Origin of the sequence: Oryzobacter telluris, from assembly GCF_043099285.1 — a bacterium.
GTDB lineage: Bacteria > Actinomycetota > Actinomycetes > Actinomycetales > Dermatophilaceae > Oryzobacter > Oryzobacter telluris.
On record NZ_CP170723.1, the window covers coordinates 1626527 to 1649761 of the forward strand.

Genomic DNA, 23235 nt, shown 5'->3' on the forward strand with positions numbered 1-23235 from the left:
TGTCCGGGGTGAGCCCGGGTGACCGTGCCGCGGCCGGGTCAGGCCGGGGGAGGGGCGCTCGTCGTGCCGACCCGCAGCGACACCGGGAACGGCTCGTCGGCCACGGGCTGCCCGTCGAGCGCGCGGCGCACCATCGCGCCCAGCGCGCGGCCCTTGGCCGCCCCGGGCTGCAGCACCGTGGTGAGGACGTGGTCGAGCCACGGCAGGTCGACGCCGTCGAAGCCGGTGACCGTGAGGTCCTCGGGGACGCGCAGCCCGAGCGACTCGGCGGCGCGCACCGCTCCCGCCGCCAGGAGGTCGGCCTGGGCCACGACCGCCGTCGGCCGCTGGTCGGCCGGCACGTCGAGGAGGAGGAGCGCGGCCTCGGTGCCCGCCTCCACGGTGAGGTCGCGGGCCTGGACGACGCGGGCCTCCTCCCCGGCGACGGCCCGGAAGCCGCGCACCCGGCCCACGGCGTCGGGGTAGTCGGCGCTCTCGAGGTCGGCGGCCTCCACGACGCCCGTGACCGACGTGGGGCGCAGCGGCATCGAGAGGTGGGCGACGCGGGTGTGCCCGAGCTCGAGGACGTGGCGCGTCGTCAGCCCCATGGCCGCCGCCTCGTCGGTGAGGACGTGCGCCACCGCCGGGTGCACGGGCGCACCGCTGCCGATGAGGGGGACCCCACGGGCGAGCAGGTGCTCGACGAGCGGGTTGGCGCGGGCGCCGCACAGGGGGAAGACGGCGGCGTCGACGGCGAGGTTCGCCAGCTGGGCCACGGCCCGCTCGGGGTCGTCGAGCGGCTGGGCGACGAGGAGCATCGAGCGACCGGCGGCGTCGAGCTCCTCGGCCAGTCCGTCGAGCACGCCGAGGGCGAAGGGGTCGTGGAAGGCGTAGCGCAGCGGTCCCTCGACGACGACGGCGACCGTGCCCACCCGGCCCCCGCGCAGCTGCGCCGCCAGCGGGTCGGGGCCAGCCCAGCCGAGCTCGGCGGCCGCCGCCCTCACCCGCTCGCCGGTGGCCGCGGCGACGGGCCCCTTGCCGCTGAAGACGAGGGACGCAGTGGAGGTCGAGACCCCGGCGCGCGTGGCGACGTCGCGCAGCGTGGGGCGCCGGTCGGGGCGCGGTTGACGAGGGGCGGCCATGGGTGACACCATAGTCGAATCGATTCGATCGAATCGATTCGACCCGTGACGACGACCGAGGACGACGCCCGTGGCCCCCACCGAGCCCGACCCGTCGGCCCGCCCGGCTCCGACCGTCGCCCCCGCGTCACCGCCCACCGCACCGCCACCCGCCGAAGGACCTCCGCACGTGCCCGCCACGACCTCGACCAGCCCCGTCCCCACCTCCACCCTCCCGCGCGCCACCGTCACCCGGGCCCGCACCTCCGTCTTCGTCGTCTTCGCGCTGGCGGGGCTCGTCTTCGCCTCGTGGGCCTCGCGCATCGCCGACACCAAGGCCTCCCTCGACCTCACCGCCGGCGAGCTCGGCCTGGTCCTGCTCGCGATGAGCGCGGGCTCGGTCACGGGGCTGCCCCTGGCCGGCCGGGTCAGCAACCGGCTCGGGGCCGCGCGCACCGTCCTCGCCGGCGGTGCGGTCTCGCTCGTCGGGCTGCTCGTCGTCGCCCTCGTGGTCGACGCCGCCGGGCCGCGTCCGCTGCTCGCGGGCGGGCTCTTCCTCATCGGGCTCGGGGTCGGTCTCTGGGACGTCGCGATGAACCTCGAGGGCGCGGCCGTCGAGCACGCGCTCGGCTCGTCGGTGATGCCGCACTTCCACGCGGCGTTCAGCGGCGGCACGGTGCTCTCCGCGCTCATCGGCGCCGCGATGTCGTGGGGGAGCGTGCCGCTGCTCGCGCACTTCGCCGGGGCCGCGGCCGTGACGGTCGGCGTCGGCCTGTGGGCCGTCCGCAGCTTCCTGCCCCGTGAGATCGAAGCGGCGGAGGACGGTGCCGAGGTCGCGCCCGCCGCGCGCCAGGGTTCGGCGTGGCTCGAGCCGCGCACCCTCCTCATCGGCGTCGTCGTGTTCGCCGCCGCCGCCACCGAGGGCACCGCGAACGACTGGCTGTCGGTCGCGTTCGTCGAGGGCCACGAGCTGCCCGCGTGGGCCGGAGTCCTCGGGTTCGCCACCTTCCTCAGCTTCATGACCGTCGGCCGGCTGCTCGGCACGAACCTGCTCGACACCCACGGCCGCGTGCCCGTGCTGCGGGGCAGCTTCGCCCTCGCCGTGGTCGGTGCGGCGCTCGTCATCTTCGGCGCCGACTGGCTCGCGTTCGTCGGTGCCGCGGTCTGGGGCGTCGGTGCGGCGCTGGGCTTCCCCGTCGGGATGAGCGCGTCGGCCGACGACCCCCAGCGGGCCGCGGCCCGGATGTCGGTCGTCGCCACCATCGGGTACGTCGCCTTCATCGCGGGGCCGCCGCTGCTCGGCTTCCTCGGTGACCGGGTCGGGGTGCTGCACTCCCTGCTCGTCGTCGGGGCGCTGGCGATCCTCGCGCTCAGCGTGGTGCCCTCGGTGCGCGAGCCCGGCGGCCTCCCGCGCAACGCCACGCGCTAACCACCCCACCTCTGCCGCTCGCTACGGGGCAGTAAGTGTCGCGATCACGACACTTACTGCCCCGTAGCGCGCACCGCAGCCGCGCGGGCGGGTGCGCGGGCCGACCGTCGGGACGGCGTTGTGCTCACGGCGAACACGGGCCGGACCCGGGAGTGGAGGGCAGGAACCGGGCGTTAGGGTCGGTGACAAGAAGCACCCGATTTCAGCGAGGAGCGTCTCCAGCGTGACCAGCACCGAGATCGTCGCCGCCGGCCCGGGACCCCAGGCCGGTCTGGACGACCACATCTACAACCGCCTCCTCAAGGAGCGGATCATCTTCCTCGGCTCGGACGTGCGCGACGACAACGCGAACGCCATCTGTGCCCAGATGCTGCTCCTGGCGGCGGAGGACCCGCAGAAGGACATCTGGCTCTACATCAACTCCCCGGGCGGCTCCGTCACGGCCGGCATGGCGATCTTCGACGTCATGCAGTGGATCCCCAACGACGTCGCCACGGTCGCGATGGGCATGGCCGCCTCGATGGGCCAGTTCCTCCTGTCGGCCGGCGAGCCGGGCAAGCGCTACGCCACCCCGCACGCGCGGGTGATGATGCACCAGCCCTCGGGCGGCATCGGTGGCACGGCGTCCGACATCAAGATCCAGGCCGAGCAGCTGCTCCACATCAAGAAGCAGATGGCCGAGCTCATCGCGCAGCACACGGGCCAGACCGTCGACCAGATCGAGCTCGACTCCGACCGCGACCGGTGGTTCACCGCCGAGGAGGCCAAGGAGTACGGCTTCGTCGACCAGGTCATCACCAAGGCGACGATGGCGGGCCCCGGGGTCGACAACCCCGTGACCTCCTGACCACGGCCGAGACGACGCGAGAGAGAGACATGAACGCCAACCTGACCGGCCGCCTCCACGTGCCAGCCCCCTCCAGCCGCTACATCCTGCCCCAGTTCGAGGAGCGCACCTCCTACGGGATGAAGCGCCTCGACCCCTACACGAAGCTCTTCGAGGACCGCATCATCTTCCTCGGCGTGCAGGTCGACGACGCGTCCGCCGACGACGTCATCGCCCAGCTCATCGTGCTGGAGTCGCAGGACCCCGACCGCGACATCCTCATGTACATCAACAGCCCCGGTGGCTCGTTCACGGCGATGACCGCCATCTACGACACGATGCAGTACATCCGCCCCGACGTGCAGACCTTCGTCATCGGGCAGGCCGCCTCCGCCGCGGCCGTGCTGCTCGGCGCCGGCGCCAAGGGCAAGCGGTTCGCGCTGCCCAACGCGCGGGTCCTCATCCACCAGCCGGCGATCGAGGGGACCGGCGGCATGGCCTCCGACCTCGAGATCCAGGCCAACGAGATCATCCGGATGCGTGGCTGGCTCGAGGAGACCATCGCCTCGCACTCCGGTCGCGACCTCGACCTGGTCCGCAAGGACATCGAGCGCGACAAGATCCTCTCCGCCGCAGCGGCCAAGGAGTACGGCCTCATCGACGAGGTCCTCGCCTCGCGCAAGGGCAACGGCTGACCCCAGCCGAACCGCACCACCGGATGCCGTCCGCTCACCCCGAGCGGGCGGCATCGGTGCGTCCCGGCCCGGCCGCGTCGAGGGCGAGCGGTGTGCGGGACTGCGAGTTCTCGCAAGACCGCTGGGTGAACCGCGGCGGGAGACCTAGGCTCGCGCGCGTGACACGGGTGGGTAGGGGAGCAGCAGGTCGGCGTCGGGCGTGGGTCGCGGCGGTGGTGGGGGCGCTGACGGCGGTCCCGCTGATCGCCTCGGTTCCGGCGGCGGGAGCGGCCGAGACGGCGGCGAGCGCGATCGTCGCCGCCGGGAGCGCGACGACCGCCGCGTGGGTCGACGACGACACGAACGCCACGATGACGTGGACCGGCAACCGCCGCGGTGTCTACCTCACGGGGGACCACGCCGACGGCAGCAACGACAGCTACGGGTGGTTCTTCTCGCCCAACGACGCCGCTGACCTGCCCACGTCCGGTGAGCACCCCGTGTCGTCGAACGACGGGCCGCTCGCGCTGCTGTTCAGCGACGGCAGCGGCAGCTGCCTCGTCAGCGGCACCGTCACGGTCCTCGAGCTGAGCTTCGCCGGCGACGGCACGCCCACCAGCCTGGCCGTCGACTGGACGGGCTCGTGCAACGGGGTGCCCCACGGGCAGGTCCGGGTGGGGTCGACCGTCCCGTACGGCGGCATCGACGTCCCGGCCTCCGTCGAGTTCGGCACGGTCACGATGGGCGAGATCCCGCCGGCGACCCCCGTGGTGATCCGCGGCCACGGCACCCAGGCCCCCGCCATCACCTCGGTCGAGGTCGGCCACGCCCCGGAGACCGATCCGCAGTACGTCACGGTGTACCAGGGGGACGGTTGCAGCGGCGTCACCCTCGGACACCTGCAGACCTGCTCGGTGCAGCTGCGGCCGGCCTTCACGAAGATCGACGGCTACGGCAGCGGCAGCCATCCCCTCCTCGTCACCGCCGGCGGGGCCACGGGGCGCACCCTCCTGCGCCACGACGGCGCCTGGGTCTCGCAACGAGGCCAGTTCACCCCGCTGTCCGACCGCGTCATGGACACCAGATCCGGCACCGGTGTCCGCAAGGGCGTCGTCGGCGCGGGCCAGACGGTCACCCTGAAGATCGCCGGGAAGGGCATCATCCCGTCGACGGGCACCTCGGCCGCCGTCCTCAACCTCACGGTCACCGGCTCGACGCGCTCGGGCTACGTCACGGCCTACCCGGCGGGGACGACCCGACCCACCGCCTCGAACATCAACTTCCGGGCGGGCTTCACGGGCGCCAACCTCGTCACCGTGCCGATCGGGGCGAACGGGTCCGTGACCTTCTACAACGCCACTGGCTCGGTGCACCTCGTGGCCGACCTCGTGGGGATCTACGCCAAGGACCGGGTCGCCCCGCTCGGCCGGACCGCCGACTTCTACCAGCACGATCCCTCGCGGCTGTTCGACTCGCGCACCGCGTGGGGCGAGCGGCTCGGCCCGCACGAGTACTTCCCCCTCGTCGCCGACTACGGCGCCGAGACCAACGGCAGGGTGGAGGCGCTCGTCGTCAACGTCACGGCCACGGGCACCACCGGGTCGGGCGTCCTCAGCGCCGTCCAGAACGAGCCCGAGTACGGACCACCCACCACCTCCACCCTCAACTACACCAAGGGCCTGACCGCCGCGAACATGGCGGTGGTGCAACGCGCGCCCAACAGCTCCAGCGGCCTGGAGGTCCCGACGTTCTGGATCGCCAACACGGGCAACGCCAGCACGCACGTCATCGTCGACATCGTCGGCTACTTCGCCCAGGGCACCATCGACGACCCCGGGTTCCGGTTCCAGCCGCTCGCGCCGACGCGGGTCGTCGACACCCGCAGCGACCTGGGCCTGGCCTCGATCGGCAAGGGGGTCGCGAAGCGGGTCCAGGCCTCGCGGGCCGTGGCGGGGCGCGACACGTACGCCCTCGTCGGCAACCTCACCGGGATCGTGCCCTCGACGTCGACCCACCTCACTGCCTGGGGCGGCGGGACCGTCCCGGGGGTGAGCAACCTCAACCTCATGACGGGGGTGACCCGAGCGAACTCGGTGTGGCCGGGCCTGGACGAGGGCAACGGCTTCCGGCTGCAGAACGCGGTCGGCACGCTCGACGTGGCGATGGACATCACGGGCACCTTCGAGATCTTCCCGCCGTTCCCGGAGACGATCGCCGGCGTGCCGTTCCCCCCGTTGCAGTCCGCGGGCGCCCGGTCGGCAGCGCCGGCTCCGGACCGCGAGGCACCCACGGAGGAGGGGCCGCGCCCCGCGAAGGACACCCCCACCGCCTCCGCCTGGTAGCCCACCGGAACCGGTGATGGTGGGGGCGCGTCGCAGCGGCATGCGCCGCCTCCCGCTGACCCGCGCCGCCGCCGTCGGGGCCCTCGCCCTCGTCGGGTTCACCGCGGCCTCGGCCACGCCCTGTGCAGCCTGCTCGTGCGCGGCGCTGCCGAGCCTCGCCGAGGCCGCAGCCCGCGCCGACGTCGTGTTCGTCGGCACCCTGGTCGAGACCCGCTCGCCGGGCCCGCCCACCTCGAGCGGCGACGCCGTGGCCCGGGCCTTCACGGTCACCGAGGTGCGCAAGGGCTCGGCGAGCGCCGTCACCGAGGTGCGCACGGCGGCCTCCGGCGCCTCGTGCGGGCTGGAGGTGGAGCAGGGGCGCACCTACGTCGTCGTGGCCACGAGCACCTCCGACGGCCTGCGGTCCTCCCTGTGCGACGGCACGACCCTCGCCTCGGACGTCACGGTCTCCGACCTCGCCGCGGTCGGCCCCGCCACGCCACCCGCCGCCGGCGCGTCGCGGGTCGAGCTGCCGGGTCTCGCGGCGGGGTTCACCGACGTCGTGCGCACCCCGCTGCTGTGGGGGCCGGTGGCCGCGGCATCCGCGCTGGTCACGGTCGGTCTGGCCCTCCTGCGGCGCCGCCGCGTGGCCCGCCGACACCCCGCCTGAGCCCGTTGCGCTGACAGCGGACAGGGGCGACGCGCCCGGCGCGTGCGGGCTTCAATGGATGCAGCCGTCGATGCCGAGAGGTAGCGTCGGGGCCGTTGCATCCAGTGAGGGAAGGGACGTCCGTGGCACGCGTCGGAGAGACGAGCGACCTGCTGAAGTGTTCCTTCTGCGGCAAGTCGCAGAAGCAGGTCAAGAAGCTCATCGCCGGTCCCGGCGTGTACATCTGCGACGAGTGCATCGACCTCTGCAACGAGATCATCGAGGAGGAGCTCGCCGAGACCAGCGAGCTCGGGCTCGACGAGCTCCCCAAGCCCCGCGAGATCTTCGACTTCCTCGAGCAGTACGTCATCGGCCAGGACGTCGCGAAGAAGGCCCTCGCCGTCGCCGTGTACAACCACTACAAGCGCATCCAGGCGGGTGAGTCGGCCCTGGGCAAGAAGGACCCCGACCACGTCGACATCGCCAAGTCCAACATCCTGCTCATCGGCCCCACCGGCTGTGGCAAGACGTACCTGGCGCAGACCCTGGCCAAGATGCTCAACGTCCCCTTCGCCATCGCCGACGCCACGGCCCTGACCGAGGCCGGCTACGTCGGCGAGGACGTCGAGAACATCCTCCTCAAGCTCATCCAGGCCGCCGACTACGACGTCAAGAAGGCCGAGACGGGCATCATCTACATCGACGAGGTCGACAAGATCGCCCGCAAGTCCGAGAACCCGAGCATCACGCGCGACGTGTCGGGTGAGGGCGTGCAGCAGGCGCTGCTGAAGATCCTCGAGGGCACCACCGCGTCGGTGCCGCCGCAGGGTGGGCGCAAGCACCCGCACCAGGAGTTCATCCAGATCGACACGACCAACGTGCTCTTCATCGTCGGCGGCGCGTTCGCCGGCCTGGAGAAGCTCATCGAGTCGCGCAACGGCAAGAAGGGCCTGGGCTTCGGCTCCGAGCTGCACACGCCCAAGGACCTCGCCGAGAGCATCCACGAGGTCATGCCCGAGGACCTGATGAAGTTCGGCCTCATCCCCGAGTTCATCGGCCGCGTGCCGGTCATCACCACCGTGGCACCGCTCGACAACGCCGCGCTCGTACGCATCCTCACCGAGCCGCGCAACGCCCTCATCAAGCAGTACCAGAAGATGTTCGAGATCGACGGCGTCGTCCTGGAGTTCACCGAGGACGCCGTCGCGGCCGTGGCCGAGCAGGCGCTCGCGCGCGGCACCGGCGCCCGCGGCCTGCGCGCCATCATGGAGGAGGTCCTCCTGCCCACGATGTTCGACGTGCCCTCCGACGAGGAGATCGCCAAGGTCGTCATCAACAGCGAGGTCGTCTACAAGAACGTCAACCCGACGATCGTGCGCCACGACGAGGAGAGCGGCCGCAAGCGCGCCCCGCGCAAGCGCTCGGCCTGACCGCACCCCCGCACCGACCACGAGGGCGGCCCCCACCACGGGGGCCGCCCTCGTCGGTCGTGTGGAGGCCCCGCTCAGCGTCGGCGCGTCGCCAGCCGGACCGTCCAGGCGAGCGCGGCCAGGAGCAGCAGGGCCAGGGTCCCCACGAACGGACCCCAGGAGATCGGCGTCCGTGACGCCAGCGCCCCGACCAGGGCCGCGACGACCCCGACGAGGACGAGCACCGCCCCCTGCCGCACCCAGCGGTCGAGGCTGGCGCGGGGCAGCTCGGCACGCACCGGCCACGCGGCCAGCAGGGCGAGCGAGAGGTGGGTCGTGACGACCGCGGTCGCGGCTGCGGCGGCGAGCGCCCAGTCGACGAGCGAGGTGGGCACCGCCCACGGCACCGTGGCGGCGAGGACCTGCACGACGAGCAGGGCGAACGCGCCCCACCCGCCGGGCCGGCGCACCGCCCACAGGGTGGCGAGGAGGACGGCGATCGCCGAGTAGGGGATGAAGCCCGGCAGGTCGGCGGCCCCGGCGAGGACCACGGTCACGCCCCCGGCCGCCACGACCCCCACGGCGGCACCCCGCCAGGTGCGGCTCGCGACCGGTCGGCGCACGGGGCGGACGTCCTCGACCGCAGGGGTGACGGACGCGCTCATCGGACGGCCACCCTCGGGGCGCGGGCGCGTCGTCCGACCCCGCGCAGCACGGCGTCGAGCGACCCCCGTCCGCGCCAGGGGATGACGGGCACCCCGGCCTCGGCGCAGCGGCGGGCCTCGCGCTCGCGCTCGAGCAGCCGCAGCCGCCACACGAGGTGGGCCTGGCGCACGTCCTCGAGGAGGGTGGCCGCGAGGACGGCGTCGTCGCCGACGCGTCCGGCGGAGAGCTCGGGTGGCAGGGCGTCGATGACGATGACGTCGTGGCCGCTGCGGGCCAGCCGCACGGCGTGGGCGAGGGGCTCGGGGGAGACCAGCGCCGAGAGCAGGACGACGAGGGCGCCCGGGGGGACCGGGCGGCCGAGCTGGGCTCGCAGCGCCCGGGCCTCGAGGACCGTGCCGCGCGACTCCTCGGCACGCCCCAGCGCGAGCAGGACGCGGGCGAGCTGGTGGTGGCCACCGACGGCCGGGAGCTCGACGTACCCACCGCCGCCGAGGACCGACAGGCCGACCCGGTCGCCGGTGCCCAGGTAGTGGGCGGCGACGGCTCCGGCGGCCTCGACCGCGACATCGAGGCTGGAGCGCCGCCCCTGCGTGCTGTCGCGCTCGCCGAGGTCGCGCAGGGCGTCGACGACGAGGCGGACCTCGGCGTCCTGGTCGGCGTGGGTCGTGGTGACGTGCAGGGTCCCGGTGCGCTGCGACACCGGCCAGTGGATGCGGCGCAGCCGGTCCCCGGTTCGGAACGGCCGGATGTCGGAGAGCTCGGCGCCGCTGCCCGGCCGGGGGGAGCGGTGCTGCCCGACGAGGCCCACGGGGTGCGGCAGCCCGGCCCGCGTCGTGAAGGTGCCCGGGGTGGGCAGGGTCGGGACGCCCTCGGTGCGCTGCTCGGGCCACTGCCACGCGAACGACGCGAAGTCACCGAAGGCGCCGACCTGGGCGGGGCCGAGCCGGCGCACGCCCCACCGGTCGGAACGGACCTGGACGCCCACCGCGACGGTGGCGTCGTCCGGGCCGCCGGAGCGCCGGTCGTCCCCGACCGACCCGGCGACGTGGCCGTGGAGCGGGGCCGTCGTGGCCCACCGGTCGCCGGGCAGGTGGCCGACGACGTCGCGCAGCCCGGGCACGACCTCCACCTCGACCTGCCAGGCGGTGGTCTCGCCCTCCTGGACGAGGTCGGCGCCGACGCGGCTCGTCGCCCGCGGCGCCCGGGTGGGCCGGGTCGCGATCGACCAGAGGGTGAGGGCCACGAGCGGCACCGCGATGACCACGACGTCCGGACGGCCGAGCATCACGCCGGCCACGAGGAAGAGCAGCCCCACGACCGTCGCACGCCCGAACGCCCGGGTGGGGCGCCATCCGGAGGTCACGACGAGCGCACCGCCGTCCTCGGCGTGGCGACCGAGCGCAGCAGGTCGGCGACGATGCTGCGCGAGGACACCTCGCTCATCCACAGCTCGGGGCGCACGACGACGCGGTGCTCGAGGACGGCGGGCGCGATGGCCTTGACGTCGTCCGGCGTGAGGTAGTCGCGGCCGCGCACGACGGCGTAGGCGCGCCCCACGAGGAGCAGGGCGAGCGAGCCGCGCGGCGAGGCCCCCATGAGCGCGTGCTCGTGCTCGCGGGTGGCCCGGGCCAGCGCCACGCAGTAGCGGCCGACCTCGGGGGAGACGGTGACGTCCTCCATCGTGGCCTGGAGGTCGAGGAGCTCGGCGGCGTCGACGACGCGACGCACCTGGGTCTCCTCCCGCCGGCGCTGCATCCGTCGGCCGAGGACCTCCCACTCGTCGTCGGCGCTCGGGTAGCCGAAGGCGACGCGGACGAGGAAGCGGTCGAGCTGGGCCTCGGGCAGCGGGTAGGTGCCCTCGTACTCCACCGGGTTGGCGGTGGCGATGACGTGGAAGGGCTGGGGGAGCGGGAAGGTCTGGCCCTCCACGGTCACCTGGTGCTCCTGCATCGCCTCGAGCAGGGCCGCCTGGGTCTTCGGCGGGGTGCGGTTGATCTCGTCGGCGAGGAGCAGGCCGGTGAAGACCGGGCCCTGGCGGAACTCGAAGGTGCCGCGCCCCTGGTCGTAGACGAAGGCGCCGGTGAGGTCGGAGGGGAGGAGGTCGGGCGTGAACTGCGCCCGGGTGAAGTCCAGGCCGAGCGCGGTGGCGAAGGTGCGCGCGGCGAGGGTCTTGCCCAGCCCGGGGTAGTCCTCCATGAGGACGTGGCCGCCGGCGAGGACCCCCGCGAGGACGACCTCGGTCGCCGCCCGCTTCCCGACGATGACGGTGTCGACCTCGTCGAGGATCTCGGTGATGCGGCGGTGGGCGCTGGGGATGTCGGTCACGGGTGACTCCTCGTCAGGTGAGTGCTTCGAGCTCGGTGATCAGGGCGTCGGCCTCGGCGGCCGACAACCGACGGGGTGGGGAGGTCAGGTAGGTGGACAGCGCGCCGCCGGCGGGGACGCCGTGGGGTGCGCGGTCGGCGGCGAGCGCGGTGACGAGCGCGTGGAGCTGCGTCGCGGCCTCGGTGTCGGAGGGAGCGGGGTCGAGGAGGCGGGCGAGCGCGGCGATGCCGGGTTCGGCGCGCGCCTCGGCGGCGCCGCCGGGACGCCAGTCCCAGTCGATGCCGTCGGGGCGCAGCAGCGGGGGGAGCCCGAGCACGAAGGCCGCGACGACGGCCACGGTGGCGGCGGCCAGCAGGGCCACGGGTCCGCGCGCCAGCGTGAGCAGGACGAGGACGAGGACGACGGCGCCGACGGCCACCCAGACCTGTCGGGGGACCGGGCGTGGCTCAGCCACGGGACCGACCCGGTGCCACGGGGACGGTGGCCGCGACCGCGGCGCCGAGCGCACGGTAGGCCTCGGCCGCCCGGCTGCGGTCGTCCTCGGTGAGGGCGTGGCGCGACCAGGCGGCCTCGCGGTACAGCACGGCCAGACCACGCAGGGTGGCGTCGTCGACGGGGAAGCGGCGCAGCACCTCGAGGACCACCTCGGAGGAGGTGCGCGAGGCGGTGAGCGGCACCCCGGCCGCGTGGACGGAGGCCTCGAGCAGGGACCAGGCGGCGACGACTCCCTCGGCGGGGGTCCCGGCCGACAGCGCGACGAGGCGCTCGCCCTCACCTGCCGCCACGGTGCGCGCGAGGTCCTCGAGGGCGACGTCCACGCCGGAGTCGGGCGCGGCGAGCGGCTGGCGGTCGCTGCGGTGGATGAGCTGGCGCAGGCCCTGCCAGATGCAGAACGCGATGAGCACGGCGAGCGCGCCGACGATGGCGTAGCCGATCCACCCCTCGGCACCCTCGGCCGCGCGTCGCGGGCCGACGTACTTCGCCCCGAGGATCTCCGACTGGGTGAGGTTGGGGGTGTCGTCGTACCCGACGCTCTTGATCTTGCGGATGCCCGGGTCGACGATCGCGCGGACGGCCTGCGGGGTGGCCGAGGCCCAGACGGCGGCAGCGAGCGTCGTCGCCCCGATCGCGACGACCCACCGGGGCCGCGTCGCCCCCGACAGCACGGCTCTGACATCCACCACGGACACACCCAATCACACCCGGGTGCTGGCGAACGGAGGTGCGGACGGTGACGATGGGGTCGTGACCACGGCCTACCGACTCCGCGCGGGCGACACCGGTCCCGTCCAGCAGTCCCCGGTCACCTGCGGCTCGGCCTGCCTCACGGTGGCCCGGATGCTCGTCGACCCCGTGTTCGCCTCGTGGGTCCGCACGGGCTCGCCGCGGCTGCCCGGGTCACCCAGCGGGTCGACGGAGCAGGAGCGGTTCGCGGCCTACGAGCGGGTCGTCATGCGGCGGACCAACAGCGTCTTCGCGCCGGGCCAGCCGCCCATCCTCCCGTGGCCGCGGCGGCTCGGGACCCCGCCGTGGGGGGCGCAGCGCGAGCTCGAGCTCGGCGCCGCGCGCCACGGTACGCAGTACACCCAGGACCTCCTGCGCGCCGATGACGAGGGCGAGCGGGTCGCTGCGTTCGACACCCTCGTCGACGTCGTCGCCGACGGCGCCCCCGCCCTGCTCTACGTCGGGAACGCCCTGATGCCGCGGCACGTCGTCCTCGTCCTCCCGGGCGACGGGGACCGGATGCTCGACGTGTACGACCCGGGCAGCGGCCGGGTGGACCACCTGCGGCGCGACACCGTCGTCGAGCGGCGGCTGCGCCTCAGCGGGTGGGACGTCCCGTGGATCGCGGTGCGCCCCGTGGGGCTGCGCCCGGTGCGCACGCCCGCCGCCGCGCCCGCCCTCGGCCCCGCCCCCGCCTGACGACCGCGCTACGGGGCAGTAGGTGTCGTGATCACGACACCTACTGCCCCGTAGCGCGCACGTGCGGTGCGGCCTGAAGCGTGTCCTACCGCCTGGTACGTGGGGTGATCACCCCACGTACCAGGCGGTAGCGCGCGACTGAGGGCAGGTGGGAAGGCGCGCCGGGGCAGGGACGCCTGGGGTGGGCGCCCTGCGGTGGGTCAGGCGGTGGGCTTGGCGACGGCGACGAGCTCGATGTCGCGGGCCGACACCTCGTCGCCCACGGCGTAGTCGAGCGTCCCGGTGAGCTTGCCCGCGGCGCGCAGGTCGGTCTCGGCCGAGCGCACGTGGGCGAGCGCGGCCTCCGGTCCGACGAGCGTCATCGTGGGGACCTCGGCGCGCATGCCGACCTTGGCCTCCGACTTCGCCTTGCGCACCACGGCGAGCGCGGCACCGACCGAGGCGAGCACGGCGGCGTCACCACCGGCGGGCACCTCGTCGACCGACGGCCACGCGGCCCGGTGCACCGACCCCTCGTGGGTCCACGACCAGACCTCCTCGGTGACGTACGGGAGGACGGGGGCGAACAGGCGCAGGACGACGTCGAGGGCGATGCGCAGCGTGGCGCGGGCGCTCGCCGCCGCGGCTTCCCCGTGGCCGCCGTACGCGCGGTCCTTGACGAGCTCGAGGTAGTCGTCGCAGAACGACCAGAACCACTGCTCGGTGACCTCGAGGGCACGGGTGAAGTCCCACGCCTCGAACCCGGCGGTGGCGCGGGCGACGACGTCACGCAGCCCGTCCAGGAGGGCGAGGTCGAGCGGCTCGGTCACCTGCGCGGCGAGGTCGCCCTCGACGTCCCCGAAGGTGAGCGCGAACTTGCTCGCGTTGAGCACCTTGATGGCGAGGCGCCGGCCGACCTTGATCTGGCCGGTGTCGTAGGCGGCGTCGGTGCCGAGGCGGCCGCTGGCGGCCCAGTAGCGCACGGCGTCGGCCGAGTGCTCCTTGAGCAGGTCCTCGGGCGTGACGACGTTGCCGCGCGACTTGCTCATCTTCTTGCGGTCGGGGTCGAGGATCCAGCCGCTGATGGCGGCGTCGGTCCACGGCACCGAGCCGTGCTCCCAGTGCGAGCGCACGACCGTGGAGAACAGCCAGGTGCGGATGATGTCGTGGCCCTGGGGGCGGACGTCGAACGGGAAGACCTTCTCCCACAACGGGTCCGAGCCCTCGGCGCCATCCGCACGGCGCCAGCCGCCGGCGATCTGCGGCGACAGGGAGGACGTGGCCCAGGTGTCGAAGATGTCGGGGTCGCCGACGAACCCGCCGGGCACGCCGCGCTGGTCCTCGGTGTAGCCGGCCGGGGGGTTGGCCGCGGGGTCCACGGGCAGGTCGGCCTCGGACGGGACGATCGGGCTGTCGTGCACCGGCTCGCCGTCGGCGTCGAGCGGGTACCAGACGGGGATCGGCACGCCGAAGAAGCGCTGGCGCGAGACGAGCCAGTCGCCGTTGAGCCCCGACACCCAGTTGGCGTAGCGCGAGCGCATGAACGCCGGGTGGAAGTCGATCTCCTCGCCGCGGGCGACGAGGGCGGCGTTGAGGTCGGCGTCGCGGCCCCCGTTGCGGATGTACCACTGGCGCGAGGTGACGATCTCGAGCGGCTTCTCGCCGCGCTCGTAGAAGTTCGCCATCCGCTTGGTGGGGGTGGGCTCGCCGTCGAGGTCGCCCGACTCGCGCAGCGCGGTCACCACGGCCTCACGGGCGCCGAACGCGGTCTTGCCGGCGAGCCCCTCGGCGTACAGCGCCTCGCCCGTGGTGCCGACGAGCCACTCGGGGACCTCGGTCTGCAGGCGGCCGCTGCGGGTGACCACCGATCGGGTCGGGAGGCGCAGCTCGCGCCACCAGATGACGTCGGTGAGGTCGCCGAACGTGCAGCACATGGCGATGCCCGCACCCTTGTCGATCTCGGCGGCCGGGTGCGCCACGACCGGGACCTCCACACCGAACAGCGGCGAGGTGACGGTGGTGCCGAACAGCGGCTGGTAGCGCTCGTCATCGGGGTGGGCGATGAGGGCGACGACGCTCGGGATGAGCTCGGGGCGCGTGGTCTCGATGTACAGGGGCGAGCCGTCGGGGCGGTGGAACGCGACCCGGTGGTAGTGGCCGGGGTAGTCGCGGGCCTCGAGCTCGGCCTGGGCGACGGCCGTCTGGAAGGTGACGTCCCACAGGCCCGGCGCCTCGGCCTGGTAGGCCTCGCCGCGGGCGAGGTTGCGCAGGAACGCCTGCTGCGCCGTGGCGCGCGAGTGCTCGTCGATGGTGCGGTAGGTGATCGACCAGTCGTAGCTGTGGCCGATCCGCCGGAAGAGGGACTCGAAGGCCTCCTCGTCCTTGACGGTGAGCTCGTCGCACAGCTCGATGAAGTTCTGCCGCGAGATCGGGAGCTCGTCGGAGGACTTGGTGCTCTTCGCGTCACCGCGGAACGGCGGCACGAAGTCGGGGTCGTGGTGCAGCGAGGCGTCGCCGCGCACGCCGTAGTAGTTCTGGACCCGCTTCTCGGTGGGCAGGCCGTTGTCGTCCCAGCCGATCGGGTAGAAGACGTTGAAGCCGGCCATCCGCTTGTAGCGGGCCACGCAGTCGGTGTGCGTGTAGCTGAAGACGTGCCCCATGTGCAGCGAGCCGGAGGCGGTGGGCGGCGGGGTGTCGACGGAGAACACGGCCGAGCGCGGACCGGCCAGGGCGGCGTCGCGGTCGAAGGCGTAGGTGTCCTGCTCCTGCCAGACCGCGGCCCACTTGTCCTCGAGGCCGTCGAGGGACGGCCGTTCCGGGACGGAGGCAGCGCGAGATGGGGAGAGGGGCTCGGTCATGGCCGACATCCTCCCAGACGGCCGGAGCCGTCCTCACCCGGGTTCAGGCCGTGGGGCGGCGGCGCATCAGGCGCACGAGGGCCAGGCCGAGGACGGCGGCACCCGCCGCGACGCCGACCCAGACGACCTGCCGGCGGTCGCCGACGAGGGGGTCGGCCACGGGGCGTACGGCGACCCGCTGGCTGCCCGGTGTCTCGGTGGGGCGCGGTTTCGCGCCGGGGGCGAGCGGCCCGGCCACCCGGTCGTCGAGGACGGCCGTCAGGGCCTCGACGGGCTGCACGAGCCCCCACCCGGCCGTGTCGGTGCGCGCGTCGCGGCGGTCGCGGGCGGCGGTGACCTCGAGGCGGTGCTTCCACTGCGCCGGCCCGTCGGTGGGGAACCGCTGCGCGACCAGGGCCGCGGCGGCGCTCACGTACGCCGTGGCGTAGCTCGTGGAGGCGCCCTCCTGGCTGAGGTAGCAGTCGCCCCACGCGCCCCAGGCGGTGAGGACGTCGCGCCCCGGTGCCACGAGGTCGACGTGCTGGCCGTGCACGGAGTCGTCGGTGACCGCGTCGTTCGCGTCGGTGGCCGAGACCGCCACGGCCTCGGGGTAGGCGGCGGGGTAGCGCGGGCCGTCGGCCCGGTCCTCGGCCGTGAGCCGGTTGCCCGCCGAGGCGACGACGAGCGCCCCCTTGGCCGTGGCGAACCGCACGGCGGAGCGCAGGCGGGGGTCGTCGGTGGTGGTGCTCAGGGAGACGTTGATGACGGCGGCGCCCTGCTCGGAGGCGTACCGGATGCCCTGGGCGAGCGCCGCGACGCCCACCTCGCCGTCCTCCTCGCGCTGCTCGTCAGGAACGACCTTCACCGGGAGGATCCGCGCGTCGCGGGCCAGCCCGACGACACCCGACCGCTGCACCGGACGCGCCGCGATGATGCCGGCCACGGCGGTCCCGTGGGCCCGCTCGTCAGCACGCGGCGACCCGCCGGCGAACGAGCGGCCGCCGACGAGGACGCCGTCGGGGAAGTGCCCGTTGCGCTCTGCCACACCGGAGTCCACGACGGCGACGAGCACGCCGCGCCCGGTGGCGAGCTGCCAGGCCCGGTTCGCGCCGAGCCGGGTGAGGGCGGTCGGCGTGGCGGGCAGGTAGGCGACCTTGCCCTCCTCGCACTTCTCGGCCGCCGCGACGGCACGCGCGGGGGAGGAGGACGGCGCAGCGGCAGCGGGGGAGGCCGCCGTGAGCGCGGACAGCAGCACGACGCCACCGACGGCGGCGGCAGCGCCCACCCGTCGCGACGGGCGCCGGCCGGTGGGCCGGCTCACGAGCCGCCGGAGACGACGGTCCGGGCCGCCGCCGAGCCGAGGACCGGGCCGGGGCGGAGCAGCTCGGCCCACGACTGCGGGACCGGCGCGACGTCGTCGGGTCGGTAGCCGAGGCGGGCCAGGAGCTCGTCGTCGGCCCCCTCGAGGGCGTAGGCGGTGGCGGTCTGGTCGACCGCGAGCACCGGGCCCTTGTTGAGGACCGCACCCGACACGGCTCGCACGAGGGCGCCGTCACCGGTGTCGACGACGGTGCGCCCGCGCTCGGCCTCGGGGACCGGGTCGGCGCGCGACCCGAGCGTCACCTCGGGCTGGGTGCCGGCGGCGGCGGTGAGGGTGGCGCAGGGGATGTCGGGGATCGGCGTGGGGATCGTGGTGGGCCACTCGGGCGGCGCGAACTGCTGCGGCCGCACCTCGAGCTGGCGGATCTGGGCGGCCTGTACCGGGACCTCGCGACCCGACGCCCCCGACCCGAGCCGGTACATCTCCGTGGCGACCTCGGGCAGCGGCTCGAGGTCGCCGTTCGGGAGGACGAGGTAGCGGCGGCCGTCGGCGTCGCCCTCGAGGGCGAGCACCGAGCCGACGGTGGCCCCGGCCGGGAGGCCGGGCAGCGACTTGCCCAGGTCGTCGATGGTGAGCGGGCCGAGCGCCGCGGCCTCAGGAAAGAGGTTGAGCCAGGCGGCCGGGGCGCTGATGGGGGTGCGGCCGTCGAGGCGCAGCGCCACGGTGACCGCGGAGACGTCGCGGGCGGCGACGGGGTAGCGGCGGCCCTGGGCGACGACGAAGGTGCGGTCGCCGCTGCGCACGACGACGGCCCCGTCGGCCTGCGGCGTGGCCGCGCGGCGCGTGCCGATGGCGGTGGAGACGAGCTCGCCCTCCTCGAGGCACGACACCCAGCCGGAGTTGACCAGGCCGTCGGCGGGGGTCAGCGAGTCGGGCGCGCCGAGGATCCCCAGGGTCGGGCCGCGCCCGATGTCGCGCAGCTCGTCGTCGGGGACGGCGAGGACCTTGAACTCCGCCGCCGGGATGATGAGGCGCGCGCTCGTGGTGTTGACGACCGGGTGGAGCCTGCCGTTGAGCGAGACGTACCGGGCGCCGCTGTCCTCGGCGATGATCAGCCGGTTGTTCTTCCAGCCGTCGGGCAGCGAGGAGCGCAGCCAGCCGAACGCCATCGAGCCCAGGACGAGGACGACGGTCAGCGCGAGCCCGCCGGCCACGGCCCGCAGCGGGCGGTGCGGCTCGACCTCGCGGCCGCCGGGGGCCCCGCTGACGAACGCCGTGGTGAGGCGCCGACGGCTGAACGACTGGGCGTCGACGAGGTCCTTCTTGGTCGCCACGGGTCAGAGCACCCCGATGGTGGCGGCCGCGAGGGGGAGCAGCGCGACGAGGACGACGCCGTCGAGGGTGTCGGCGATCCGGCCGAGCCCGACCCGGGTGCGCGGCGCGAGGACGGCCAGCGAGACGACGACGGCGGCCCCTCCACCCAGGACGACGGCGAGGGCGGGGCGCCACGAGGCGTGCACCTGCGCGGCGGCCACCGCGGCGAGGGCCAGACCGAGGATGCCCGACGCCATCGCGAGCAGCACCGAGGTGCGGGTGCGGCTGTGCCGGGTGCGCAGCAGCGTGGCGACGTGGCCGACGACGACGAGCAGCGCACCCCAGACGCCCGCCGCGACGAGCTGCGGGGTGGTGAGGAGGGTGATGCCGCCGGACGCGAGGGCGATGGCGACCATGACGTCGTGGCCGCGGGCGACCTGCGCGCGGACCTGGCCACGGTCGACCTCGGGTGCGTCGGCGGAGATCTCGGCCTCGGTGCGCGGCGCGTGCGAGGACAGGCGGCTCGAGGAGATGCCGACCCACGGCAGGACGTTGCCGACGACGACGGCCACGACGAAGACCACGGCGGCGACGCTCGTCATCGGGAGGTCGGCGGCGGTGGAGACGGCGCCGAGGACGACCATCGCGGCCCCGACGACCGACCCGGCGGCCAGGGCCAGCCGGTGCGTGCTCAGGGCCAGAGCCGCCAGGGCCCCGACCACGGCGACGGCGCCGCCGGCGTAGATCAGCCCCTCGCCCCAGAGCGGGGCGGACGGGACGACGGCCGAGCCCGCGACCGCGGCGTGGACCAGGGCGGTGGCGGCCAGGGCGACGGCACCGGCCGAGCGCGTGCGGGCGTGCAGCACCGCGGCGGTGGCGACGAGCAGCACTGCGACCGCCCCGGCGACGGCGGTGACGAGGAGCCCCGAGCCACGGGCCGTGAACAGCGCCCACGCGGCGCAGAGGAGGAAGACGGTGGCGGCCCCGACCGCGGTGCCGGCGCTGTGCCGGGCGGTCCAGGGGGCGAACTGCGTCTCGACGACGTCGGCCACCGCCTCGACGACGTCGTCGTAGACCTTGTCGGTGGTGACGTCGACGGTCTCGAGCGAGAGGACGGTGCCGTCGGTGACGCCCTGGGCGGCGAGCGAGCGGTCGGGGTCGAGGAGCACCCCGCCGCGCACGACGAGCCGGAACCCGTGCGAGGCGTTGCCGGCGTCGAGGACGCCGAGCTCGCGCGCCAGCTCGGGGACGAGCTCGACGACCGGGATGCCGCCCGGGACGCCGAGGTCGGCGCGACGGGTGCCCGACGACACGGACACGCGCACGAGCGACGCTGCGGTGCTGACCTGACTCACGACTGGAACTCTCCCCTCCGGCGGGCACGGTGTGGCTGCGCGGCGGGTGGTCCCCCGGCGCGTCCCCGCGGCCGTGACGAGCATAGACGGGGACTCGCCGGGGAGTTCTCCCCATTGGCCGTCGTTCCACCACGTCGTAGTGTCATCGTTGCGAGACCACGGGAGGGCCGGATCCGGGGTCGGGAGAGGGGCCTCCGGTCAGGGGAAAGCCGTTCAACATCAGCGCGACGACCAACAGCCGGCGTCGCCACAGGGAAGGAATGACCATGGGTGACTCGTTCAGCGCCGGCGAAGGCGTCGTCAAGAAGAGTGCCGACATCGTCAGCACCGCACGCGCCGACCTGCGCCAGCAGATCAGCGGCCTGCGCGGCCAGATGGAGCAGGTGAAGGCGCACTGGCAGGGCGAGGGTGCGCGCAGCTTCGACCAGGTCTCCGAGGCCTGGAAGATCCAGACGCAGGACATCGTGGACGTCCTCGACACCTTCGAGGCCAACCTCACCGGCGCCCAGCGCCAGTACGACGCCGACGACTCGTCCGCGGCGTCCAGCCTGTCCAAGTACAACAGCATGCTCGGCAAGTGAGCGGGAGGGAGACCATCATGACTGACGGCATCAAGGTCGGCGGGTCCGGCATCGACACCCTGGTCGGCGACATGAAGACCGGCCTGGGGAACCTCGAGTCGCGTCTCGAGACCATGAAGAGCGACCTGCGCCCCTACGTCGAGCAGTGGGACGGTTCGGCGCGCCAGGCGTACTCGCAGGCCCAGAAGGACTGGGACCAGCAGATCGAGGACTGCAAGCAGCTCCTCGAGGACGTCCGCCAGGCCGTCATCCGCTCCAAGGAGGACTACCTCTCCGGCGAGCTGCGCAACACCAACATGTGGGGCTGACCCCACCACAGCACCGCACCACCAGCCGCGTGCCGGCACCCGTGACGCGGGTGCCGGCACGACCGGCGTTCCACACGCACCGACCTCGGGGGAGGAGACACCATGGGACTGCCTGACGAGGACCGACCGATCCGCTACCCGTCGGTCCTGAGCGTCCTGGGCCGTGAGCACCGGGAGCAATGGACCGAGAAGGCCGGCGACGGCGTCACCCGCGTCGACAACTCGCTCGCCGAGCGGTCGACCTTCGGGGGCACCCCCGCCGCGCAGAAGTTCGCCAGCGTCTACGAGGCCGCGCGCACCGAGTACGAGGCCGTGCTCAAGGGCGCCCGCGAGGACCTCCGGATCGCCGCCGAGAACCTCGCCCTGGCCGCGCAGGAGATGCGCAGCCGCGACGAGAACGCCGGCGCCGCGTTCGTCACGCTCCTCTCGCGCTGGACCGACCCCAACGGGTTCGAGAGCACCCAGCGCCAGGAGGAGGCCCGCGGCACCGAGCAGGGCCAGCAGGGCGCCACGACGATGGCCGACCTCACCGAGGACGACCAGCCGCCGGCCGGCGACCGCCCCGACCCGTCGGGCGGCCCCGTCACCGGCCCCGGTGCCGGTCCCGGCAGCAGCCCGGGGGCCGAGCCCGCCCCGACGATGGCGACCGGTCCCACCGGGACCGGGCCGAGCCCCGGCCGCGACGGCGTGGCCTGACCACCGTGTCCACCCGACCCCCGATGCCGGGCCCGCGCCAGCGGCGCGGGTCCCGCACGTGGCGCCGCCGGCTCGCGCCGGGGCTCCTCGCCGCCGCCGTCGCGCCCGTGGTGGCCGCACCGGCCGTGGCGACCCCGCACGCACTCGCGCCGGCCGCACCTGCGGCCCCGGCGGCCGCGGCCGCCGACGGGTTCGGTGAGGGGGGCTGGTGGTGGGACGCCATGGGCGTCGACACCCTCCAGCGCGCCGGCACCGGCACGGGCGTCACCGTGGCGGTCGTCGACACCCCGATCAACCCCGACGTGCCCGAGCTGAAGGGGCGCATCGCGAAGTCCTCCAGCCCGTGCCTCAAGGCCGGCGGCGGCACGATGTCGCCGCGCAGCACCGGGCGCGAGGCCGAGCACGGCACGACGATGGCCGCGCTGATCGGCGGCACCGGCCGCGGCAGCGGCCCCGGGGGCAGTGGCATCCGCGGCATCGCCCCCGACGCCACGCTCCTGCACTACGCCGTCAGCTACCCCAACCCGAAGCGCGCCGGCGACCTCGCCTGCGGGCTGTCCGGCCCCGGGTACGACGAGCTCGCCGAGGGCGTCGTCGCCTCCATCCGCGCGGCGGTCGCCGACGGCGCCGACATCATCAACCTCTCCGTGGTCACCGACTACGACGCCGACTACGGACCCGCGCTGCTCGAGGCCTACCGGGCCGGCGTCATCGTCGTCGCCGGCACCGACAACGCCGGGCGCGGGGTGATGTGGCCGGCGCTCGGCAACGGCGTCGTCGTCGTCAACCCCGTCGACCGCACGGGCCGCGTCTACGAGCAGTCCGTCAAGAACGCCCCCTCCATCGGGTTCACCGCCCCCGGCAAGGGCGTCAACGCCCTGGGGGTCGAGGCCGGCCGCTGGCGCAGCGACTTCCTCGCCGACGGCTCCTCCAACGCCACCGCCCTCGTCAGCGGCGGGCTCGCCGCGATGTGGTCGGCCCACCGGGAGGCCACCGCCAACCAGGTCCTCCAGGCCGCGAAGGCCCAGGTCGGGCTGCGCAAGGGCGCCACCGGGGTCGAGACCTGGTTCCGCCGCGAGGGGTCGGACCTGCCGCAGGTCACCGCGCGCAACCCCGCCTACGGCTGGGGCATCGTCGACCCCGCCGACGCCGTGGCCACCGACCCCACGACGCTGCCCGACACCAACCCCATGGCCCTCGACCTCGGCGGCGAGGAGCCGTCGTTCGCCGACGTCACGGCGGCCACGGCCGCCCCCTCGGCGAGTGCTTCGGCCACGCCCTCGGCCACCGCCGCCCCCTCACCCGGTGCGGCGCCGGCGGCCGATGACACGGGGTCCGGCGCCTTCTGGCCGCTGGTCGGCCTCGGCGCCCTCGCCGTCCTCGCGGCGGGGGTGGGCGCCCTCGTCGTCGCCCGCCGCCGCACCACGACCACCGGGGCCCGCCCCGACGACATCGACGACACCGACGACAGGGGCGCACCGAGCGCCCACACCGGCGCCCGCGCCGACGGGGAGGAGTGAGA

21 protein-coding genes are annotated in these 23235 nt (G+C 74.4%); 11 read left to right on the forward strand and 10 right to left on the reverse strand.

The window, feature by feature from the left end; all coding sequences use genetic code 11:
• Positions 1 to 38: 38 nt before the first annotated feature.
• Entirely contained in the window at positions 39 to 1121 is a 1083-nt protein-coding gene (locus ACFLFB_RS07405; RefSeq protein ID WP_392545065.1) for a LacI family DNA-binding transcriptional regulator, read from the reverse strand.
• A gap of 169 nt (positions 1122 to 1290) precedes the next feature.
• Here ACFLFB_RS07405 and ACFLFB_RS07410 point away from each other — a divergent pair, with 169 nt between their 5' ends.
• The 6 genes from ACFLFB_RS07410 (at position 1291) to clpX (ending at position 8429) form a co-directional block, all read left to right on the forward strand.
• Positions 1291 to 2529 (forward strand): MFS transporter, encoded by a 1239-nt coding sequence (locus ACFLFB_RS07410; RefSeq protein ID WP_392545066.1) that lies wholly within the window; start codon positions 1291 to 1293, stop codon positions 2527 to 2529.
• A gap of 223 nt (positions 2530 to 2752) precedes the next feature.
• Positions 2753 to 3376 (forward strand): ATP-dependent Clp protease proteolytic subunit, encoded by a 624-nt coding sequence (locus ACFLFB_RS07415; protein ID WP_392545067.1) that lies wholly within the window; start codon positions 2753 to 2755, stop codon positions 3374 to 3376.
• A gap of 29 nt (positions 3377 to 3405) precedes the next feature.
• On the forward strand, positions 3406 to 4050 hold the full coding sequence (locus ACFLFB_RS07420) for an ATP-dependent Clp protease proteolytic subunit (protein WP_392545068.1): 645 nt from the start codon (positions 3406 to 3408) through the stop codon (positions 4048 to 4050).
• 158 nt (positions 4051 to 4208) lie between these two features.
• Positions 4209 to 6371 (forward strand): hypothetical protein, encoded by a 2163-nt coding sequence (locus tag ACFLFB_RS07425; protein ID WP_392545069.1) that lies wholly within the window; start codon positions 4209 to 4211, stop codon positions 6369 to 6371.
• A 16-nt stretch (positions 6372 to 6387) separates the two neighbouring features.
• Complete coding sequence (locus ACFLFB_RS07430) at positions 6388 to 7020, forward strand: hypothetical protein (RefSeq protein ID WP_392545070.1); 633 nt, start codon at positions 6388 to 6390, stop codon at positions 7018 to 7020.
• 122 nt (positions 7021 to 7142) lie between these two features.
• Positions 7143 to 8429, forward strand: a complete 1287-nt coding sequence (gene clpX, locus ACFLFB_RS07435) for an ATP-dependent Clp protease ATP-binding subunit ClpX (RefSeq protein WP_392545071.1) — start codon at positions 7143 to 7145, stop codon at positions 8427 to 8429.
• A gap of 74 nt (positions 8430 to 8503) precedes the next feature.
• On the opposite strand, the gene ACFLFB_RS07440 is transcribed toward clpX, so the two are convergent.
• The 5 genes from ACFLFB_RS07440 to ACFLFB_RS07460 are packed head-to-tail and all read right to left on the reverse strand — an operon-like array spanning position 8504 to position 12583.
• Entirely contained in the window at positions 8504 to 9073 is a 570-nt protein-coding gene (locus ACFLFB_RS07440) for a hypothetical protein (protein ID WP_392545072.1), read from the reverse strand.
• The gene (locus tag ACFLFB_RS07445) at positions 9070 to 10437 is read right to left on the reverse strand and encodes a DUF58 domain-containing protein (RefSeq protein WP_392545073.1); all 1368 of its coding nucleotides are present in this window, start codon (positions 10435 to 10437) and stop codon (positions 9070 to 9072) included. Before ACFLFB_RS07445 ends, ACFLFB_RS07440 begins: the two co-directional genes overlap by 4 nt.
• Positions 10434 to 11399 carry an AAA family ATPase gene (locus ACFLFB_RS07450; RefSeq protein WP_392545074.1) on the reverse strand — a complete coding sequence of 322 codons (966 nt, stop codon included), beginning with the start codon at positions 11397 to 11399 and terminating at the stop codon, positions 10434 to 10436. Before ACFLFB_RS07450 ends, ACFLFB_RS07445 begins: the two co-directional genes overlap by 4 nt.
• A 13-nt stretch (positions 11400 to 11412) precedes the next feature.
• Complete coding sequence (locus ACFLFB_RS07455; protein ID WP_392545075.1) at positions 11413 to 11853, reverse strand: hypothetical protein; 441 nt, start codon at positions 11851 to 11853, stop codon at positions 11413 to 11415.
• A complete protein-coding gene (locus ACFLFB_RS07460) occupies positions 11846 to 12583 on the reverse strand; it encodes a DUF4129 domain-containing protein (protein WP_392545076.1) in 738 nt (245 codons plus the stop codon). Before ACFLFB_RS07460 ends, ACFLFB_RS07455 begins: the two co-directional genes overlap by 8 nt.
• A 61-nt stretch (positions 12584 to 12644) precedes the next feature.
• On the opposite strand from ACFLFB_RS07460, the gene ACFLFB_RS07465 reads away from it, so the two are divergent.
• Positions 12645 to 13322: a hypothetical protein gene (locus ACFLFB_RS07465; protein ID WP_392545077.1), complete on the forward strand. Its 678-nt coding sequence runs from the start codon at positions 12645 to 12647 to the stop codon at positions 13320 to 13322.
• A gap of 200 nt (positions 13323 to 13522) precedes the next feature.
• Here the strand turns inward: ACFLFB_RS07465 and valS are convergent, their stop codons facing one another.
• Genes valS through eccD form a run of 4 tightly spaced genes read right to left on the reverse strand, consistent with a single transcriptional unit; the run spans position 13523 to position 20128 of the window.
• Positions 13523 to 16159 carry a valine--tRNA ligase gene (gene valS / locus ACFLFB_RS07470; RefSeq protein ID WP_392545078.1) on the reverse strand — a complete coding sequence of 879 codons (2637 nt, stop codon included), beginning with the start codon at positions 16157 to 16159 and terminating at the stop codon, positions 13523 to 13525.
• A gap of 43 nt (positions 16160 to 16202) precedes the next feature.
• Positions 16203 to 17423: a S8 family serine peptidase gene (locus tag ACFLFB_RS07475; RefSeq protein ID WP_392545079.1), complete on the reverse strand. Its 1221-nt coding sequence runs from the start codon at positions 17421 to 17423 to the stop codon at positions 16203 to 16205.
• A gap of 32 nt (positions 17424 to 17455) precedes the next feature.
• The gene (gene eccB, locus ACFLFB_RS07480; protein WP_392545080.1) at positions 17456 to 18793 is read right to left on the reverse strand and encodes a type VII secretion protein EccB; all 1338 of its coding nucleotides are present in this window, start codon (positions 18791 to 18793) and stop codon (positions 17456 to 17458) included.
• 3 nt (positions 18794 to 18796) lie between these two features.
• Positions 18797 to 20128 (reverse strand): type VII secretion integral membrane protein EccD, encoded by a 1332-nt coding sequence (gene eccD, locus ACFLFB_RS07485; RefSeq protein WP_392545081.1) that lies wholly within the window; start codon positions 20126 to 20128, stop codon positions 18797 to 18799.
• A 266-nt stretch (positions 20129 to 20394) separates the two neighbouring features.
• On the opposite strand from eccD, the gene ACFLFB_RS07490 reads away from it, so the two are divergent.
• From ACFLFB_RS07490 to ACFLFB_RS07505, 4 genes are all read left to right on the forward strand, one after another.
• On the forward strand, positions 20395 to 20709 hold the full coding sequence (locus ACFLFB_RS07490; protein ID WP_392545082.1) for a WXG100 family type VII secretion target: 315 nt from the start codon (positions 20395 to 20397) through the stop codon (positions 20707 to 20709).
• 17 nt (positions 20710 to 20726) lie between these two features.
• Entirely contained in the window at positions 20727 to 21017 is a 291-nt protein-coding gene (locus tag ACFLFB_RS07495) for a WXG100 family type VII secretion target (protein WP_392545083.1), read from the forward strand.
• 102 nt (positions 21018 to 21119) lie between these two features.
• Complete coding sequence (locus ACFLFB_RS07500) at positions 21120 to 21713, forward strand: hypothetical protein (RefSeq protein WP_392545084.1); 594 nt, start codon at positions 21120 to 21122, stop codon at positions 21711 to 21713.
• 5 nt (positions 21714 to 21718) lie between these two features.
• Positions 21719 to 23233, forward strand: coding sequence for a S8 family serine peptidase (locus tag ACFLFB_RS07505; RefSeq protein ID WP_392545085.1), 1515 nt, complete (start codon positions 21719 to 21721; stop codon positions 23231 to 23233).
• The last annotated feature ends 2 nt before the right edge of the window (positions 23234 to 23235 follow it).